Genomic DNA, 16856 nt, shown 5'->3' with positions numbered 1-16856 from the left:
GACATGACCACCGCCCTCGATCGCCTTCCCACGAACATCAAAGCTCGCTTAGACGAGCTCGAGGCCACGCTCGCCGCGGCCCTCGATACGGACCTCGTCGCGATGCTCGTCTACGGGAGCGCTGCCCGCGGCGACTACCGCGAGGGCGAGAGCGACGTCGACGTGCTCCTCGTTCTCGAAAACGACGACGCAGGCAAGCTCGCCGCGCTCGGGCCCGCCTTGCAGCTCGCTCGCTTCTCGGCGCGCATCGAGGTCTTGATGTTGCGTCGCGACGAGGTGCCCAACGCGGCCGATTGCTTCCCGCTCCTCTACGACGACGTGGCGCGCCACTCCATCGTCGTACGCGGCAAGAGTCCCTTCGAGGGCATGCGCATCGAGAGCGAGCACAAGCGCCTCCGCATCGAACAAGAGCTTCGCGAAGCGCGCATTCGCATGCGGCGCGTGGCGACCGACATGGGCGGCGACCCGACCTTTGGTCGCGCCGTCGAGCGCAAGATCAAGCAGGTGCGCGGGCCCCTCTGGGCGCTCCTGGCCCTCAAGGGGCTCGCCGTCGAAGACCGCCTTGACCCGGTCATCGACGCCGCGGCGAAGACCTACGAGGTCGACCCGGCCCCGCTTCGCCGGGCACGCGAAGACGCGCGGGCCGCTTACGACGCCCTCGCGAAGCTGCTTGATCGCGCTCTCGTCGACGTCGATCGCTTCGGACAGGACTCGGGCCAGGAGAGCCGCGCGTGAGCGAGCTCTTCGGCTTCTTCCCCTTCGACATGGGTCCCACGGAAGCGTGGGCCCTCATCTACCTCATGATGGCCGTGCCGATCCTCCTCGTCACGAAGGCGCTCCGCGACGGCGTCGCTCGAAGCGCCGACGCTTCGTCGACCAAGGCGAAGCCGGAGGTGCTTGCCGTCACCCCGGAGGGCTACCGGATTCCCGCCGCCGCGCCCGTCGCGCGCCACGAGCGCCTGACCGTCGGGTACATCCCTCGCATCGACGAGCTGTGGCCCGTCGCGTACCTGCGCGGGAAGAACGACGCCGTCGAAGAGACCCTCGTCAGCGGTGCCTTGTCGGCGGGCTGGCTCGTCGCGTCGCCTGACGGCAAGGCCTACCAGAACCTCGGAGGCGTGCACCCCGGCGAGCCGGTCATGGGCCGCTTCTTCGATGCGCTCAAGGGAAAGCAAAGCCCGACGCCCGCCGAAGTGCGCGCCGCGGCCCGCAGCGTGGCGTATGGCATCGAAGACGCCATCAAGGGCGATCTCGCTTCGGCCGGCTTCGTGCGTCCCGCGAGCGTCATCTCGACGTTGAAGGTCATCGTCCTGGCGGGCGGCGCCATCGCCCTATCGCTTGGCGTCATTCGCATCGTCGTGCGCGCCGAGCTAACGCAAGGCGACGCGCCGTTCCCGTTCGTTCTCTTCGGCGCGATGGTCCTCGTGGCGCTCACGACGTTCCTCATGACGCGCGGCCTCGAAGAGAGCACGCGGCCGAAGCAATACCTCGCGTGGCTCGACGACGCGACGTCGTCGCTTCAGTCTGATGTGCGCGGCGGTCGGCGTACGAATCCGCTCGAAGTGTGCCTCGGCGTCGCCGTCGGCGGCGTCGCCATGTTGGCGGCGATGCCCGCCTACGCGGCCATGGCCGCGGCCTTCGCGCCGCCGCCACAAATGCACACGTCGTCGTCGAGCGGCGGTGGCAGCGGTGATGGAGGAAGCTCTTGTAGCTCCTCGAGCTGCGGCGGCGGCGGCGGTTGTGGCGGTGGCGGCGGCTGCGGCGGCGGTGGCGGCTGCGGATGATCGCCGTGCCTTTGGACGCGCCCCGTCGAGGCGAAAGCGAGCGCGTCGCCGGGGAAGGCAACGCGCCAGCGTTCGAGGTCATCGACGTCCTCGGTGGCTTCTGTCGCCTCGAGCGCCGCGACGGCACCCTCGGCGGAAGCGTGCCCCTTCGCGTGGCCCAGGCATGTGCGCCTCTGCTTGAAGGGAACGCCTACGGCTTCCAAGTGGCGCTCTCGAAGCGCCTCGACGTGTCTCGCCGCGGGCGCGGTTACGCGGTCTCCTTCGACGGGGAGGGCGATCTCGCTCGGCTCCACCGCGCGAACCTCCCGATGCTTCACGCGCGAGGGCTCTTGTCTCCCGATGCTCACTGGAGCGAGCTCTTTGCCGCGAACATCGTCGGCGCTCCACCGCCCGCGCCGCTCGCCGTTCGCTTCGGGCAAGCGGTGCGTCGAGAAGCGCCGCGGCTCTTCCTCTTTACGGGGCTCTTCGTGCGGCCCGCGCCGGGCCTTCGGCTCCGGCAGTCGATGATCAAGAACCGCCGCTCCTTCGCGTACCAAGCGCGAGAAGCGCTCATCTTGGACACGGAGCGCTTCACGCCGCTCGTGCTCGAGCTCGAGGCCAACACCGACACCTTCGCGCTCGCCGGTGAGATCGCGACGCTGGCACCGCTTCTGGCGACGACGCGCCTCGCCGTCGGCGCCATCGAGGACACGCCCTCCGTGACGGCCGCGCACCTCGCGTTCTACGACGCGAACTACTTTGCGACGAAACGCGGCGGCGACGTCTCGCGAAAGTACCGGCGCGAGCGTTCGTCGGCGGCCGTCGCGCCGCGAGAAGCGTACCCGGCGGAGGCAGCGCTCTCCGTCGCGCTCGGCGGTCCGCGCTCCGTTCGTGAGGAGAAGGCCGAGAGCGTTCATGGGCCGGATGGCCCCTCGCCCTACCAAGGCGAAGCCGATCGCCTCGCCGTCGACAACGCCGTCTCATTCCGCGCGCGCTTTGATGGCCTCGACTTGTCCGTGGAGCCCGACAAAGACGAGCTCGCGCGCTTCGCCGCCGAGGTCCGTAGCCGATGGCAGCCGCTCATGGCCGCCCGCGCGGCGTCCGGCGATGCGCCGCACGAAGGAGCGCTGCTCTACCTGACGAAATACGTGACGCCTCACCCGCGAGGCGAGGCCCACTTCTTCGTGAAGCCCGCCGCCCTCGTGCACACGCCAAAGGGCACCGCGACGCTCATCGAAGGCATCCCCGGCGCAGGCTACGACGTCATGCGCGGCGTCATCGAGACCGACCGCTTTCACGCCACGCCGGCGGTCTTCCAGCTTCCCCACGTCGATCGCGCCATCGACGTGCCCAGCGGCCAACCGCTGGCGCACCTTTTCGCGGTGCCGTCGTGGCTCCTCACGAGCACCTTCTCGTTCGAACGAGGCGGCTTCGACGGAGCGCTCTCATGACAGCCCGCTCATGACAGTCCGGAGCAGCGTCGAGGACGTTCGCGCGCCGTTGGCGGAGCGCGGCTTCGTCGTGCTCCCGAGCGGAGCCTTCGACGCGTCGCTGCTCAGCGAGCCCTTCTCCTTCGTGGAGGCGCTCGTCGGCGAGCGGCCCTTGATGGTCGAGCGGCAGACGATTCGTAGTGTCCCTGGCGGGCGCTCTTTCGCATCGACGAACGTCGTGACGCCGATGCACACCGACAGCCAGCCGTACCTGGGAAACGCACCCGCGCTCCAGGTGATGTGGTGCCGAAGGCCCGCGCCTTCCGGCGGCGAATGCCAGCTCGTCGACGGTGCGCGCCTCTTGGCGACCGTCGAGCGCGAAGACAGCGAACTCTACCGCGCGCTCTTCGACGTCCCGCGCCGCATCCCGTTCTACTTTGGAGACTTCGTGGGCCCCACGGCCCGTCGCCACGCGACCGGGGCCCCCATCTTGACGGTCTCTCCCATGCCCCTCGATGCCAGCGACTCCATCGGGGCTCGCTTTGCCGCCTTTGTGGCGAAGGCGCCGCGCATCGAGTTCCTGCTCGCCGCCGGTGAGCTGCTCCTCGTCGACAACTTTCGCATGCTCCATGGCCGCCGCGCTTTCTCGGGCGACGACCGCGAGCTCGTGCGGCTCCTGTCGTGGCAGAGGACGCCGCTCTCGCTTCAAAGGCCCTTGGCGCCGGCAGCGCCGGGCACCGTCGACCGAAAGCTCGCGGCGATCCTAGACCTCGCCCTTGGTCTTTCGCCGGCCAAGGTCGCCGCCCGCGAAGGCGTGCGCGAGCAGGAACTCTACGCGTGGCGTGACGAAGCCCTAACGGCAGCGCGTGCGGCGCTGACGCGTTAGCGACCGATCGCGAGAGCGCGCGGCGGCGAGAGCGCTACGTGAGTGTCGAGAGGAGCGTCTCGAGCTCGGAGAGCGCGTGCGAGTCGCCCTTCTTCTTCGCCTGCGCAATGCCTTCCTCGGCGTAGCTGCGGGCCTCGGCGCCGCGACCGAGCTTCTCGAGCATCTGCGCTGCCATGAGGTACAGGGGCACGTAGTCCGGCGCCTTCGCCTTCAGCGTCTCGAAGGTGCGAAGGGCGTCGTCGTGGCGCTCGAGGTTCCGGTACTCGAGGGCGAGTCCGTACCAAGCGAAGGGATCGGCTGAGCCGTCGCTCGTGAGCTTTTCTAGGAAGAGGAGGCGCTTGCTCATCAGGTGCGCTCGACGATGCCGATGAACGGCAGGTTGCGGTAGCGCTCGGCGAAGTCGAGGCCATAGCCAACGACGAACTTGTCTTCGATGGTGAAGCCCAAGTAGTCGACGTTCACTTCGACGCGCGCGCGCGCCGGCTTGTGGAGCAACGAACACACACGCACGCTCCCGGGATTCCGCGTTCGGAAGAGGTCCATCAAGTGCGCAATGGTGAGGCCCGTGTCGACGATGTCTTCGACGATGAGGACGTCCTCGCCGGCGATGGGCCTCGAGAGATCCTGCGTGATCTGCACGACCCCACTCGAGTCGGTGCCCTCGCCGTAGGAGCGGGTGCCGAGGAAGTCGATGCGCAGCGTGGTCAGTTCGATGGCGCGGGCCAAGTCGGCGGCGAAGACGAAGCTGCCCTTGAGCACGCAGACGAGCACCAAGTGCTTGCCGGCGTAGTCCTTGGAGATCTGCGCGCCGAGCTCTTTCACGCGGGCGCGAATGACGTCTTCCGACAACATGCTGACGATACGTTCGGACATGAGGCGCGCATGCTCGCTCCTCGTGCTCCGGGTGTAAAGACGGGGGTGTAAAGACAGGGGTGTGAGGCGGGAGCCTCGGGGCTGAGGGGGCGAACAAGGGCGGGTCCTCGGCGCGTCGCGTCGCTCACCGCGCCGTGCGGATGCGAAGCGAATCGCCGTCCGTGTCGACGACGATCTGCCCTTGGCGATCGGTCCGAAACACCCTCGAGCCGACCGCCGATAGCGCTTCAAGGGTTTCGCGCCGCGGGTGCCCGAAGCGGTTCCGGACCCCCGTCGAGATGAGGGCCACCGACGGGCCGACGGCCGCGAGAAAAGCGGGCGTCGACGAGGTCGCGCTGCCGTGGTGGCCAACCTTGAGGACGTCGGCCTTGAGCCGCGCGGCGCCGTCGTCGCGGAGCAAGAGCCGTTCCTCGTCGTGCTCGGCGTCGCCGACGAACAGAAACGCACGCCGACCGTATCGAAAGCGGAACACGAAGGAGTTGTCGTTGGCCCCGCGGTCGGGGTCGAAGCTTGGGCAAGGGGCGAGCACGTCAACGCTGGCGCCGCCGAGCTCCATCGTGCCGCATAGCGAGTCGGGGCCGCGAACGCGCGCACCGCGCCGACCGAGCTCGTGGGCCAAGCGTGCGACGGCGCCGCCGGTCCTCGCCCGCCCCTCGCCGGTCTCCCAGAACTCGCGCACCGTCACGTTCTTCGTCGCCGCGGCGAGCCCGCCGTAATGATCGGGGTGCGGGTGAGAGAGGGCGACGACGCGAAGCTCGCTGCGGCGCCTCGCGCGAAGCACCGAGGCCACCACCCGTTCACCGACGTCGACGGGGCTCCCCACGAGACCGCCGGCGTCGATGAGCATGGCCTCCCCGCTCGGCAGCTCGACGAAGAGCGCGTCGCCCTGACCGACGTCGAGCATGGTGACCGTCAAGTGCCCGCGTGTTGGACGCCGAAGGTGCGCTTCGCCCGCGGCGATGACGAGCATCATGCCGCAAGCCACGAGTCGCCAGCGGGCCACGCGCATCGCCGCTGCACCGAGCAGGACGGCGAGCGCAGCGAGCTCAAGCGCTGATGGCGGGGGAACTTGGAGTGCGAGCCAGGGGATGGCCGCGGTGCTGCGCGCCACGGCGCGCACCAAGAGAAGCGCACCCGAGCCGGCCGCTGCCGAGCCCTGCTCGAGCCACGGGACGGCGGAAGAGACGGCGTGAAATAGGCAGAGGGGAAGCGCCAAGAGCTCGCCAATGGGAACGGCGACGACGTTGGCGAGCAGGCCTCCCATCGGAAGGGAGGGCCCGAGCGCCGCGAGGAGCGGTGCGCAAGGGAGCATCGCGGCGAGCGTCGTGCCGAGAGAGGCCGCGAGCCGTGAAGGTTGCTCTGCGTGGGCCGACAAGAAGCCGGTGATCGGCTGCGCGAAAGCGAAGAGGCCCGCCGTCGCGCCGAGCGACAAGAGGAGCGACACATCGAAGATCGCGAGCGGGTCGACGAGGGCAATGGCGAGCGTCGAAAGCGCCATGGCGCGAGCTCCGGCGGGCCGACGAAGGCACGCGCCTGTGACGAGCAGCGCCGTGAGCATCGCTGCCGCGCGGACCGCCGAGCCGCTCCGTCCGGCGAAATCGGCGTAGAGCCACACGAGCGGGATCGTGGCTGCGGCGGACCACGCCGAGGCGGCTCCCCGCGAAGAGAGGACCGTGATGCGCACGAGGAGCGCTTCGAAGAGCCGCCGCGCCGTGAGCGCTGCGAGCACGAGGTGCATGCCCGACACGGCCAAGAGGTGAGAGAGACCGCTCGCCTTGAAGGCCTCGCCGTCCTCCGCGTCGAGATCGGTCTCCCCGAGCACGAGGGCCCGCGCGAGCGGCGCCGCGGCAGGCGCGAAGGTGGCCTCGATGCGTGAGCGCACGTGGGCGCGCGCCGCGTCAACGAGCCGCGCGGGGCCGAGGCCCTCTCGGGTGATCTCGACCCACAGGGCGTTCCCGGTGCGAAGCGTCCGGGAACGGGCGAGCGCTGGCCACGGGCTTCCGAGCTCCGCGTTGTGAAAGAGCTCGGGTGGCGCAAGTTGCACGAGTCCACGGAGCGCGTCACCGCGGCCCGTGTTGGCGCTCCCATAAAGGACGACGCGAACGTCGCGCGCTTCGTGCCCGTCGCAGGACAGGACGCTGGCGTCGACGACGAGGCGCACCACGCGCGCGGCCGAGCTCGTTCGGATCGTGGGCGATGCGGCAACGGTGCCTTCGAGATCGCACAGGTTCGTTCCCGGCAACGTCTGCCCGAGCCGTTCGAGCGCCTCTGCCGCTGCGTCCCATTGCGCGGACGCCCGGTACGCGGAGGCGCCGAGGCTGAGGAGCGCCGTTAAGAACAGGAGTGCGAGCTTCGGAAAGGAGCACGGCGGGTGGCGCGCGGTCGCCCGGCCCATGAGAAAGAGCGCGGCAAGGGCCGCGAGCGTTTCGACGGGCGCGACAAGGAGCAGCGGCCCCGCGAGGAAGGCGACGGCGAGAACGAGGGGCAGGTCCACGCGCCAACCCCTGCAGATCCCTCGCCAGCCCCGCTCGCCGCGATTTGCGCGCAGCACTCGCCGGCGTCGGTGGCCACGGCCACGTCTGGCCGTCCGCGCGGCCAGGTGGCGCCCAGACCGCGGGTCCTCGGGTCACCTGCCATCCGCCCCTTGCGCCCGAGGAGGGAGCTGGGCTAGGGTCCCGCCCCCGTTTCGAGTTGAGCCCCGCGGACACCTGCGCCAGGCCCGAGACGCGCAAACGTAAGAGAGAACATCATGGCCGACTCGAAGCTCGCCAAACTGCTCGCCGACAAGAAGATCGACCCGCGCCGCGTTCTCGTGGCGTCGCACGAGCTCGAGACGCTCACCCGCGAAGACCGCGCGATCAAGCTCGCGAAGCGTCGCGGCAAGGGTGGCGCCGCCGAAGAAGGCGCCGCCAAGGAGACGCGCAAGCCCCGCTCGGGCCGGCCCGTCACCCAGCGCGCCATCGATGCGGCCATGAAGGGCGGCAAGCTCTCAGGCCCCACGAAGTCGCGGATCCTTCGCGCCGTGAACCACGTCCTGGTGCAGAAGAAGCAAGCCCCGGTCGACCTCCGCGCGCTCTTCTGAGCGCGGCCCCGCCGTCCCATGTGTCGGTCGGGCGCACTGAAAATTGGGCCAAAATCGCCCGAGCATGCTCCCTGTGGAACATGCTCCTCGTCGCTTTGGCCGTGGGTCTCGGGCTTTTCGTCGTCGACGTGCGCGATTTCGCCAACCGCAAGCGGTGAGCGAGGTCCAACAGCGGCGCCCGGTGGCTCGTGCACGGATGTGCAGGGCTCGGGGCGCTCCCTGAATTTGCGGGCGGCGCCGGGCACCGAAGCTTTCCAGTGGTTTCCGTCGCTCATGCCAGCCCGTTTCGCGCGGCCGCCGGCCCGCTCCCCGGCGCCCCTTCGAGGCAGCTGTGGCGCGCCCCGTTCGCCGCGGTGCTCGCTGTGAGCGACGACCCCGTCATCGCGCGGGCGCAAGCCGGAGACGCCGCGGCCTTCCGCGCCCTCTACGAACGCCATCGCGTCGACGTCGCGCGGCTCGTCTACCGGATGCTCGCGGGCCGCACGGCTGACCTCGACGACGTCATTCAAGAGGTCTTCGTGCAAGTGCACCGGAGCCTTCGCGACTTCCGTGGCCAGTCCAAGTTCACTACGTGGCTCCATCGCGTCACCGTCAACGTGGTCTTGATGCATCGGAGGTCTGCCCGCAGCCGCCCCGTCTTCGCCGACGACTCGATGCCCGAGACGCGGGTCGACGGCGCGCTCTTGCCCGACGAAGACGCCGACCGTCGGGAGCGCATGCGCGCCTTCGCGCGGATCCTCGACAAGCTCCCCGAGAAGAAGCGCGACGTGTTCGTGCTCCACGAGCTCGAGGGTCACGCGCCCGGCGACATTGCGAAGATGGTCGGCGCGCCGGTCCTCACGGTGCGCACTCGCCTCTTCTACGCGCGTCGCGAGATCGAACGGTTGATGCGGGACGAGCCTTGCCTCGCGCCGCTCGCCGCCACCGCCGAGGCGCCCGAGGCGACCCTCGCGACCGAGGAAGAGTCATGACACGCAAGGCGCGACCCGACGGATTGCCGGCGCTTCTTCGCGAGGCGCGCGAGCACTTCACGCCGCCCCGTCGCGGTGCTTCAGGCGACTGGTCGGGCATCGACGACGCGCTCGAGCATCGTGTCAACGGCCCGCCCGGGTCGATGCCCGTCTCGGCCCTCGCCGCGCGAGGTAGGCCGCCGGTCGTCGCCGTCGTCTCGGGCGTTTTGCTCGCGGCGGCCGCCGCGGCGACGCTCTTTTTTCGTCCTGCACCCCCCGTCCGGGAGGCACCGCCGACGCCCGTCGCAACCGTGACGACCGGTGAGGGGCTCCACATCCTCTCCGCCACGGGACAGGTTCGGCCCCGCGCCGGCGGCGTCGTCGTGGGCGATCGCATCGAGACGACGAGTCGCGCCTCGCTCCACTCCATGACCGAGTCACCAAACAAAGGCGTCGCGTGGCGACTCGAGGCGGGCGCCAAGGTTAGTGTGCAACATGCACGCATGCCGCTCGCCCTCGCGCTCCTCGCCGGCTCCGTCGACGCCGAAGTTGATCCGGTGTCGAGCGGCGAGGCCTTCGTGGTCGACGTCGGCCCGCTCCGCGTGGCCGTTCGCGGAACTCGTTTGCGGGTCGTTCGCAGCGGACAAAAGGCGAGCGTCGACCTCACGGAGGGAACCATCGTCATCGGCCCGGTGCCGCTGGCGGGCATGACCGAGGGCACGCGCATCACGGCGCCGGCCCACGTCGATCTCGACCTCGATCGCCCGGACGATGTTCGCGTCATCAAGGCGGAGGTCGTCACGGCGCCGCCGGAGGTTTCCGCCAAGACCCCCGAGAAGCCGCCCGCACCCGCGCCCGCCGCGCCGCCCTCGACTCCGCGCGTCGACGCAGGTCACGTGGCCGCTCCGGCGCCGCTCACGCCGGAAGACGTGGCGCTCGCCGTGCGTGGCTGCATCGAGCGAAGCATCGTCAAGGGCGCCGTGCGCGTCACCGTGTCAACCACGCTCATCGTCGACGCCGACGCGGCGGGCACGCCCAAGATCGTTCGCTTCGATCCGCCTTTGGCGCCGGTCGTTCAGTCGTGCGCGTCGGAGGCGGTCTTCAAGGGACGCTTCGGCCCCTCCAGCTCACGGCGCATGACCATCGTCACCGAGCACTGAGGCGGGACGGCCGAGGCGACAAGCTCTGGCCGGCAGCGTCCGGCAGACGCGAGGCCTAACCAGCCGTGCGGACCCACTCGGTGATCGCGAAGGTCTCTTTTGCGCCGACGGGGCCGAACTGCACCCCGACGCCGTCGGTGCGTTCCCAGCGCACGATGCCTTGAAGGGCCATCGGTCCTTCACCCGACGGGAGGCGAAAGCGAACCGTGATGGCTGCACCGAAGGGCAACGACTCGTTCAAGAGGACGAACATGCCACCGAGCGAGATGTCCTTGGATCGCCCTTCGAGCGAGCGGTTGCCATGCTCAAGCAGGACGTCGGCGTCGAGGGGCACACGAGGGCTACGGCGATGCTCTTCTGTCACGGGGCCGTATGATATCACTCTCCCGTGCGGCTCTGGAGCATCGAACTTGGGGCGGCGCGCGGCGCGCACGGGCGCTGGCTCGCGGCGGTTCCCGTGCTCGCGTGCGTGGCCTTCGCCGCGTTTCTGGCGCCGCGCCCTGCGCCGCCTGACGTGGTGCCGGTGCCCGAGGTGGACGGCGTCGCGCTTCGCCGCGAGATCACGCGCGACTTGGCCCTTGCCGCGGGGGCCCGGTCAGCGCCTTTGCCGTCCCAAGTCCGCGAGTTCGGTTCGCTCATCCGCGATTGGAACAAGCTCGAGAGTGACGGCGCCGACGCGTCGCGCATCTCGGAGTCGCGGGGCGCCCTCGACCGCCTCCTTCCCACGCTCCTCGCTTCTGGCGTAGAGCCGCTGCGCGCTCTACGCGCAGTGCAGCTCGAGGCGTTCCTCGCGGAGGTGCGTCGCTTCGAGACCACTGGCGCGATCTCCGCGGAACTCCAAGCGCTCGGCGGTCCCTTCATCGAGCGCATGCGCGCCGTCGGTTGGATTCGGGGCCGCCACGTGCTCTTGACGGAGGAAGAGCGGCGGGTCGCCTACAAGTCCACGTGGAACGGCATTGCGGGCGTCGAGAAGCGTGCCGACTTCGCCGTGACGCTCGACGAGACGCGCGTCCTTTACGGGCTCTACTTCCGCCTGCCGCACGCGCCGGAGCCGCAAATTCGAGCCTTCGACGCCGCGCGCAAGGGCGCCAAAGACCGCGCCGCATGCGACGCCATCGCCGCGGGCGAGCGGCTCTCGGCGGAGAACTGGCGCCTCGACCGCATTCAGCGCTTCGCAAACCTCGATCCGTCGTACCCGGTCGCCTTCGCCAAGGGCGTCGCCCAGTTCCGGATGCGGAAGTTTCTCGCCTCCGCCGACAGCTTCGAGAACCACCTGCGCGAGCGACCGTCCGGGCCTTACGCGCTCAAGGCTCGCAATTTTCAGCGCGCCGCCGTGGCCGCTTCGAGGGAAGAAGCGCCGTAGCTGCGTTCAGCGCGCGCTGCGCATCGCGGGCTTCCTCGCGCAATGCCCGCTCAACGGAAGTTTTGAACGAGCCAGTAGCGGCCGTTGGGCGCCTGGTAGAACCCGCAGGCGACATACGAGATCTGCGTCGACGCCATGTTGCGAAAGTGGCTGCCCGACGGGCCGCCGTTCCACATCGTCTGGAGGCAGCTCGCCAGCGCTTGCGACACGTTCGCGCCCGGCCAATCGGGGCACTCGTTCTGCGCTTGTTCGGCGCACCGACGGTAGCCGCTGTGCGCGGTCCCGTTGTGTGCGTCGAAGCTCGCCTGCGCGTCGGCGCACGCTTCGGCTCCCTGCGCGCGAATGAGCGCGGGCCGGCCCACGCTGGCGCGGTATCCGTTCACGAGCGCCACGCACCCCGCGTGGAGCGCTTCGAGCGTGGCCGGCGCCGGTGGCACGATGCCCGGTGTGGGCAGTGAGGGCGGGAGCGGATCAGCGCTCGGCGGCACCCAGGCCCCTGCATCGGGGCCTTCGGCGACCCCCGCGTCGATGGTCGCGCCTTGGGCCTCCGGCAAGGGGCTCTGCACCATGGTGACCTGCGCGCTGGCGTTGCCGGGCTCGCCGTCGGGAATGACGATCCCGTCGGTCCCGCTGCAGCCGGTGACGGCGAGCAGCGCGGAAACCGTGAGGGCCAGCATCTGCGGGGCAAGGAGTCGAGGCATGCCCCCACGTAAGCAGGATCCTCGCCAGCGGCGTCGATCTGCTGGAGCTGCAATGGCCCCGTTTCGGGCGCCCCGCGGAGGCCGTTCCGTTCGGGTTGGATCGGCTCCTTGTCTCCCGCCGGCTTCACTTGGTTCCATCGCGACCGGTCGCTGGCTTGGCCGGCGAGCGTCAGCACGGCTAACCTTCCCGGTCGACGTCAACACTACCCGTCAGCACTGCCCGTCAGCACTACCCGCCAGCACTACCCGGATGAGGCTCCCCTCGTGGGAGGGAATTGAATGCGAGGTTTCGGCAAATTCGTCGTTTGGGCCGGGCTCATCCTCGCCGCCTTCGTCGGGGTCCTCATGTTGACCGTCGTGGAGGTGTGGACCGTGCCCACCGACGATCCGCTGCTCTCCGCGTCCATCCAGCCCAACATGATGGCCGGCGACGTCCTCCTCGTAGGGCGCCGCTCCAAGGCCGATCAGGGTGAGCTCGTGCGCTGCCTCGATCCCGACGCGCCGGGGCGCTTCGTGCTCGGGCGCGTCGTGGGGCTCCCCGGTGAAGAGGTGCACATTCACGACGACACGATGCGCATCAACGGCAAGCGCGAGCCGACCGGCAGCCCGTGCGATCCGCCGACGCTCACGCTGACGGTCCCGCAGAACTCCCTCGAGGTCGACCTGGCGTGCCACTTCGAGGAGTTTGCCGGCCGGCGGCAAGGCATCATCCGCGGCATCACCGATCACGACGCCGAGTTCCGCGGCAAAGTCGAGGCGGGGAAGCTCTTTCTCGCCAGCGACAACCGGCGCATCCACCTCGACTCGCGCGACTTCGGCGCGGTCAATCCCGATACGTGCCTTCAGATCGTCTACCGGCTCTGGAGCGCAGCCGGCATCGGTGACGCGAAGGGCCGTTTCACATTTCTCTGGTGAGGACGCCGACCATGAGCAGAGGGGCCATGAGTTCGGGCGCTTGCGCGCGCCCGCCTGAGCCCGGTCCCGGGAGCCGTTCTTGGGCGCAACGGACCGCGAGGTTGCGGTACATTCCTGCGCCGAGGCAGGCGCCGCTACGAGCCCCCGCCCCCTGTGATGGACGAGATCGACATCGGCATCGCCTGCGGCAAATGCGATCGGCTGAGCCCGATGGGGGCCCGCTCGTGCTCCGATTGCGGGCAGAACCTGAGCCTCTGGCTGGGCATCGGCCCGTCGGTGATGGCCGACGCGCCGGCAGGCCCGGGCAAACCTCGAGTTCCCGACGTCGAGCTCGACGCGCCTCGCACGAGGTTCGAGCCGCCGAGCTTCGACGAGACGGAGATCACGCCGCGCGCCGAGCACCTCGTGAGGATCGACAACGGCCCTCCGTCGTCGGTCTTCGATCAGCGCCTGAAGCCTCGGCGTTCTCCGTCCGACGATCAGGTGGCGGCGGTCTCGGCGTCGGTCACCCCGGCGATGCCGCCCTACGGGAACTCACCGGGGGTCGGGAACCCGCCGGGGCGCCAAACACCGCCGCGCGGCGAACCGCTACGCGCACCGAGCCACGCCCCGCGACGTTCTACCCCAGCGCCGCGTCATGCGACGCCGCAATCATCGAGCGGTTCGCTCGGTTGGTCTTCACTCTCCTTGGAGGAGCAAATGGAACAAGCCAAGCACTTCGTCTGCCGCTCATGCTCGACGCCGGTCCCCATGGGGCACAAGTTCTGTGGTCGCTGCGGGGCCGGGATTCCGCCGGAGATCGTCAACGCGCGCACGCAGTTTTTTGGTCAGCTTCAGGTGCCCGGCAAGGCCAAGCTGATCCTCATTCGCGGCGAAGGCGTCGAAGGCCTCAGCTATCAGCTCAACGCTGAGCAACACGTCGTCGGTCGCACGGGCCAACTCGTCTTCCCCGACGATCCCTTCGTCTCACCGAAACACGCGAACCTCTTCTACCGCAACGGCAAGCTCGTCGTGCGCGACGAGGGCTCGCTCAACGGCGTCTACCTGCGCGTGCGCGGCACCGTGGATCTCCTCCCCGGCGACTCGTTCCTCTGCGGCGAACAGCTCTTCCGCTTCGACACGGCCCCACAGGCCAACGAAGGGCCTGGACCCGACGGCACGTATTTCTACGCGTCGCCGAAACACCAGAGCGGCTTCCGCGTGACGCAGCTCCTTCAAGGCGGCGGCCTCGGCATGACGGCGTGCGCCCGGGGCGCCTCGCTCCAGATCGGCCGCGAGGGCGGCGATCTCAACTTCCCCACGGACCTCTACATGAGCGCGACGCACTGCCGCATCGAGGACCAGAGCGGCAAGTACTCGCTCACCGATCTAAACAGCCGCAACGGGACCTACGTGCGCCTCACGCAAGAGCGCGAGCTGTCCCACGGCGACTACATCTTCATCGGTCGCAAGCTGCTTCGCGTCGAGATCACCGCGGCGTAGTCCGCGCCCCGCGCGCTAGCCATCGCGGGGCCGTGACGCTACATCGGGGCGATGCAAGGCAAGGTCAGCGCCCCGCGCCTCAATCGACTGGCCCACGAGGCCTCGCCGTACTTGAGGCAACACGGGGCGAACCCCGTCGACTGGTTTCCTTGGGGCGATGAAGCGCTGACCCTCGCGCGCAAGGCCGACAAGCCCATCCTCCTCAGCGTCGGCTACGCGGCGTGCCACTGGTGTCACGTGATGGAGCGCGAGTCGTTCGAAGACGACGCCATCGCGGCGCTCATGAACGAGCACTTCGTTTGCATCAAGGTTGACCGCGAGGAGCGCCCCGACCTCGACCAGATCTATCAAGTGGTGGTCCAGCTCATGGGGCAGGGTGGCGGCTGGCCTCTCACCGTCTTCCTTACGCCTGACGAGCGCCCTTTCTACGGCGGCACGTATTTCCCACCGGCCGACAAATACGGGCGTCCCGGCTTCCCACGCGTGCTCGCCGCCCTCGCCGAGGCCTACCGCGAGCGCCGCTCCGAGATCACCGGTCAAGCCGACGAGCTCACGCGCGCCATCACGCGCGTGACACAAGACGTCACGCAAGACGTGACACAAGGCGTGACAAGAGACGTCGGCGGCGAAGCGGGCGCGAGCGCCGCGTTGACGAGCGAGGCGCTCGGCGCCGCGGCCGCGCGCGTCGCCAAGAATTTCGACGACGAGCACGGCGGCTTCGGTCATCGTCCCAAGTTCCCGAACACGATGGCCCTCGACGTCCTGCTCCGAAGGGCCGTTCACGAGCGCGACGCCGGCGCCGAGCGGCGCGTGCGCTTGGCCCTCGACGGCATGCGGGCCGGCGGCATCTGGGATCAGCTCGGGGGCGGCTTCCACCGCTACTCGACCGACGAAGCGTGGCTTGTGCCGCACTTCGAGAAGATGCTCTACGACAACGCGCTCCTCTTGCGCCTCTACGCGGACGCGTTTCGCAGCTTTGGCGACGAGCGCTACCGGCAAACGTCGCTCGACATCGCAGCCTACCTGGAGCGCGAGATGACCGACGCGGGCGGCGCCTTCTACTCGAGCCAAGACGCCGACAGCGAAGGCGAGGAGGGGCGCTATTTCGTTTGGTCGCGCGGCGAGGTGGCGGCGCTCCTCGTCGGCGACGCCGACGCCTTTCGCGTGCTCGAGGCATTCTTCGGCCTCACCGAGGAGGGCAACTTCGAAGAAAGCGGCACCTGCGTGCTCCACGAGGCCCGCTCCATCGGGGCCGTCGCCGAGGAGCTCGGTCTCGACGATTCGGTGGCTCGCGCGGCGCTCGAGCGGGGCAAGGTCGCGCTCCTAAGGGCGCGCGCCGCGCGCGTGCGACCGCTTCGCGACGACAAGATTCTCGCGAGCTGGAACGCGCTCCTCATCGGCGCGCTCGCCGGCGCCTCGCGAACGCTCGCGGCGCCAAAGCTCCTTGCGATGGCGGAGCGCGCGTTTGCATTCGTCGAGCGCGAGCTGCTCGTCGCCGTTGGCGAGCGATTGCGGCCTCGCCGACTGTCGATGGAAGGGCAGGGCAAAGGGCAAGGCTTCCTCGACGACGTCGGCTTTCTCGCGTGCGCCGCCCTCGATCTCTACGGGGCAACGGGGGCGCCGCGTTACGTTGACGTCGCGACGCGCATCGTTCGCGGGGACTCGCACACTTTCACGACGGCGAACACGGCGACTTCTTCTTCACGCCCGACGACGCGCCGGCGCTCCTCGTGCGTGCGAAGGACCCGTTCGACCACGCCATCCCCAGCGGCGTCTCAATGCTCACCTCGGCGCTCTTGCGCCTCGAGGCGCTCACCGGCGAAGACGCGTCGCGGGCTCGCGTCGCCCTTGAGCGGCTTGCCCCTATGGCCCTCAAGCAGCCGCTCGGCATGAGTCAAACGGTGAACGTCCTTTCCGCCATGGTCTCCGGCTTTACGGAGGTTGTCATCGTGGGGCGCCGGGCAAGCGCCGAGGCGCAAGCCCTCGCCGACGCCGCGTTTCGGAGTCCCGGCGACGCGGGGGCGCGCGTTGTGGCCTGGCTTGACCCCGACGATCCTGAGACGCGCGCCGCCTGCCGCGCGCTCGCCGACGGCAAGCGCGGAGGGCCCGTGGCCGCTGCCTACGTGTGCCGCGGCAGGGCGTGCTCCGCTCCCGTCTCGGCGCCGGCCGACCTCCGCGCGATCCTCGCTGGCTAGGCATTCAACGCGGCCTGGACCAGGGAGAGACGTTGATTCTCGGGGCCAACGCGCTA

At 69.4% G+C, this 16856-nt stretch carries 15 protein-coding genes and 1 pseudogene; 11 read left to right on the top strand and 5 right to left on the bottom strand.

Annotated features, from left to right (window positions below; all coding sequences use genetic code 11):
* Nucleotides 1-3: 3 nt before the first annotated feature.
* From IPG50_21405 to IPG50_21390, 4 genes are read left to right on the top strand one after another with little or no spacing between them, the layout of a single operon-like run.
* Nucleotides 4-735, top strand: a complete 732-nt coding sequence (locus IPG50_21405) for a nucleotidyltransferase domain-containing protein (GenBank protein MBK6694741.1) — start codon at nt 4-6, stop codon at nt 733-735.
* Nucleotides 732-1784, top strand: coding sequence for a hypothetical protein (locus tag IPG50_21400; GenBank protein ID MBK6694740.1), 1053 nt, complete (start codon nt 732-734; stop codon nt 1782-1784). The genes IPG50_21405 and IPG50_21400 overlap by 4 nt, the downstream gene beginning before the upstream one ends.
* Nucleotides 1781-3214: a hypothetical protein gene (locus tag IPG50_21395; protein MBK6694739.1), complete on the top strand. Its 1434-nt coding sequence runs from the start codon at nt 1781-1783 to the stop codon at nt 3212-3214. The genes IPG50_21400 and IPG50_21395 overlap by 4 nt, the downstream gene beginning before the upstream one ends.
* A gap of 10 nt (nt 3215-3224) precedes the next feature.
* Complete coding sequence (locus tag IPG50_21390) at nt 3225-4079, top strand: TauD/TfdA family dioxygenase (GenBank protein ID MBK6694738.1); 855 nt, start codon at nt 3225-3227, stop codon at nt 4077-4079.
* 34 nt (nt 4080-4113) lie between these two features.
* Here the strand turns inward: IPG50_21390 and IPG50_21385 are convergent, their stop codons facing one another.
* From IPG50_21385 to IPG50_21375, 3 genes are all read right to left on the bottom strand, one after another.
* On the bottom strand, nt 4114-4425 hold the full coding sequence (locus tag IPG50_21385; GenBank protein MBK6694737.1) for a tetratricopeptide repeat protein: 312 nt from the start codon (nt 4423-4425) through the stop codon (nt 4114-4116).
* Nucleotides 4425-4952, bottom strand: a complete 528-nt coding sequence (gene hpt, locus IPG50_21380; GenBank protein ID MBK6694736.1) for a hypoxanthine phosphoribosyltransferase — start codon at nt 4950-4952, stop codon at nt 4425-4427. The genes IPG50_21385 and hpt overlap by 1 nt, the downstream gene beginning before the upstream one ends.
* Before the next feature lie 124 nt (nt 4953-5076).
* A complete protein-coding gene (locus IPG50_21375) occupies nt 5077-7446 on the bottom strand; it encodes a DNA internalization-related competence protein ComEC/Rec2 (GenBank protein ID MBK6694735.1) in 2370 nt (789 codons plus the stop codon).
* Nucleotides 7447-7701: 255 nt separating this feature from the next.
* Between IPG50_21375 and IPG50_21370 the strand changes: the two genes are divergently transcribed.
* The 3 genes from IPG50_21370 to IPG50_21360 all read left to right on the top strand — a co-directional run bounded on the left by IPG50_21370 (nt 7702) and on the right by IPG50_21360 (nt 10144).
* Nucleotides 7702-8034, top strand: coding sequence for a hypothetical protein (locus IPG50_21370; protein MBK6694734.1), 333 nt, complete (start codon nt 7702-7704; stop codon nt 8032-8034).
* 188 nt (nt 8035-8222) lie between these two features.
* Nucleotides 8223-9005, top strand: coding sequence for an RNA polymerase sigma factor (locus IPG50_21365; GenBank protein ID MBK6694733.1), 783 nt, complete (start codon nt 8223-8225; stop codon nt 9003-9005).
* Nucleotides 9002-10144 (top strand): FecR domain-containing protein, encoded by a 1143-nt coding sequence (locus IPG50_21360; protein MBK6694732.1) that lies wholly within the window; start codon nt 9002-9004, stop codon nt 10142-10144. Before IPG50_21365 ends, IPG50_21360 begins: the two co-directional genes overlap by 4 nt.
* A gap of 55 nt (nt 10145-10199) precedes the next feature.
* Here IPG50_21360 and IPG50_21355 read toward each other — a convergent pair whose 3' ends face one another.
* The gene (locus IPG50_21355) at nt 10200-10508 is read right to left on the bottom strand and encodes a PilZ domain-containing protein (GenBank protein ID MBK6694731.1); all 309 of its coding nucleotides are present in this window, start codon (nt 10506-10508) and stop codon (nt 10200-10202) included.
* A gap of 24 nt (nt 10509-10532) precedes the next feature.
* Here IPG50_21355 and IPG50_21350 point away from each other — a divergent pair, with 24 nt between their 5' ends.
* Nucleotides 10533-11507, top strand: a complete 975-nt coding sequence (locus IPG50_21350; GenBank protein ID MBK6694730.1) for a hypothetical protein — start codon at nt 10533-10535, stop codon at nt 11505-11507.
* Nucleotides 11508-11557: 50 nt separating this feature from the next.
* Here the strand turns inward: IPG50_21350 and IPG50_21345 are convergent, their stop codons facing one another.
* Nucleotides 11558-12208 (bottom strand): CAP domain-containing protein, encoded by a 651-nt coding sequence (locus IPG50_21345; protein ID MBK6694729.1) that lies wholly within the window; start codon nt 12206-12208, stop codon nt 11558-11560.
* A 279-nt stretch (nt 12209-12487) separates the two neighbouring features.
* Here IPG50_21345 and lepB point away from each other — a divergent pair, with 279 nt between their 5' ends.
* From lepB to IPG50_21330, 3 genes and pseudogenes are all read left to right on the top strand, one after another.
* Nucleotides 12488-13123: a signal peptidase I gene (gene lepB, locus IPG50_21340; GenBank protein MBK6694728.1), complete on the top strand. Its 636-nt coding sequence runs from the start codon at nt 12488-12490 to the stop codon at nt 13121-13123.
* A gap of 153 nt (nt 13124-13276) precedes the next feature.
* Entirely contained in the window at nt 13277-14605 is a 1329-nt protein-coding gene (locus IPG50_21335) for an FHA domain-containing protein (GenBank protein ID MBK6694727.1), read from the top strand.
* Between the two features lie 51 nt (nt 14606-14656).
* Nucleotides 14657-16800, top strand: a pseudogene (locus IPG50_21330) (thioredoxin domain-containing protein).
* The last annotated feature ends 56 nt before the right edge of the window (nt 16801-16856 follow it).

Source organism: Myxococcales bacterium (assembly GCA_016703425.1).
GTDB lineage: Bacteria > Myxococcota_A > Polyangia > Polyangiales > Polyangiaceae > JADJCA01.
The sequence above is the reverse complement of the archived record's forward strand: the minus strand, read 5'-3'. Positions and strand labels throughout refer to the sequence as shown.